This is a genomic window from Occallatibacter sp. (assembly GCF_036502485.1).
In the GTDB taxonomy this organism is placed as follows: domain Bacteria; phylum Acidobacteriota; class Terriglobia; order Terriglobales; family Acidobacteriaceae; genus Telmatobacter.
In genome coordinates this window covers 1-1,600 of sequence record NZ_DASXYM010000100.1, presented here as the reverse complement: position 1 = coordinate 1,600, position 1,600 = coordinate 1, and the positions used below count along the sequence as shown (strand labels likewise).

Sequence of the window (1,600 nt, the reverse complement as noted above, 5' to 3'; positions counted from 1 at the left end):
AGCAGACTTCCGCCATGTCCCGGCCACCTGCAAGTTTGTGGCGCTCATGCCGCAGTGGGACTTTCTCAATTTTCTTGCCGGCCACGCGCGCCAGCTCCCTCAGTTCCAGCTCCTGATGCAGCATCAAGCCACCAGTCTGTTGATGGAGCAGGACAGGATCACCGGCGTGGTCGCACAGATTGAGAGCCGTAAGGTGCACGTACGCGCCGACCTGGTGGTGGGCTGCGACGGCCGCCACTCGGTTACGCGCCAGGCGGCTGGGCTGGAGGTCATCGAAGGAGGGGTGCCAATCGACGTGCTCTGGTTCCGCATCAGCCGGCGGCCCGACGACCCCGCCGAGGTGCTGGGAAATGTCAACTACGGCAAAGCTCTCATCCTCATCAACCGATCCGACTACTTCCAGGCAGGCCTGATTATTCAGAAGGGTAGCTTCGATGCAATCAAGGCCGAGGGGCTCGAAGCCTTCCGCACCAGCCTGGTCCGGATTGCACCCTATCTGGCCGATCGCGTCAACGAACTCCACGATTGGGATCAGGTCAAGATCCTCACTGTGCAGATCAATCGGCTCCGCCGGTGGTATCGCGAGGGCCTGCTGTGCATCGGCGACGCCGCGCACGCGATGTCGCCGGCCGGGGGGAGTGGGCATCAACCTGGCCATTCAGGACGCAGTTGCCACCTCAAACATCCTGGCAGACCCGCTGCTGGACCACCGACTTTCCCTCGCGACGCTCGCAGCCGTGCAGCGCCGCCGTGAGTTCCCCACCCGTCTGACTCAAGCCGCGCAGGCACTGGCGCATCGAGGCTTCAGCCGCGTATTTGCCAGTTCCGGCCCGATGCGGGCGCCTTGGCAGCTCAGGCTGGTTTCGCGGATTCCCGGCATACACCGTGCGCTGGGGTACGGAGTTGGAATGGGCGCGCGGCCGGAGCACGTCTGGACTCAACCGGAAGAACGCCGCCGCATGCCCGCGCTGCCGGCTGTGTTCGCGGCCGTTGGTATGGCCGCGGCTGGTGTGGCTGTCGGCTGGATGGCTTGGAGAGCTTGCCGCCGGGGATGCCGTCCCGCGCGACCGTGACGTTCCGGTGACAGCGAATGAAAAAGGCCACCCGCCCAAGCGGATGGCCTTTGTTGAAAGCTGCTGGGTGACGGCTCCCTTAAAACTTCACGTTCGGAACCGTTCGTGAAGCCTCGCTCGCCTGGAAATAGGCATCGTTTTTGTGGAAGCCCAGGATGTTGGCCCAGATGCTGTTCGGGAATTGCAGGATGAACGTGTTGTAATCCTGCACGGCCTGATTGTAGTAGCGCCGCGAAACGGCGATCCGGTTTTCAGTGCCCGCAAGCTCGTCCTGCAACCGCATGAACTGGTCGCTGGAGCGCAGTTGCGGGTAGTTCTCGGTCAGCGCAAGGAGCCGCCCGAAGGCGGAGTCGAGCGTGCCATTGGCCTGAATTTTGCCCTCCGGCGTGTTGGCCCGGAGCAATCCGGCACGCGCGTTGGCTATGTCCGCATACACGCTGTTCTCTTCCTTGGTGAACCCCTTCACGGTTTCGACCAGGTTGGGAATAAGGTCGGCGCGGCGCTGAAGGTTGACGTCCACATCCGAC

General features: G+C 63.1%; 2 protein-coding genes. One reads left to right on the top strand and one right to left on the bottom strand.

What is annotated here, in order from left to right; all coding sequences use genetic code 11:
• A partial coding sequence (locus VGL22_RS13935) for an FAD-dependent monooxygenase (protein WP_465267541.1) occupies window positions 1-754 on the top strand: 754 nt, incomplete at its 5' end.
• A 398-nt stretch (window positions 755-1,152) separates the two neighbouring features.
• Here the strand turns inward: VGL22_RS13935 and VGL22_RS13930 are convergent.
• Window positions 1,153-1,600: LemA family protein (locus VGL22_RS13930; protein WP_465267540.1), on the bottom strand; the 448-nt coding region annotated here is incomplete at its 5' end.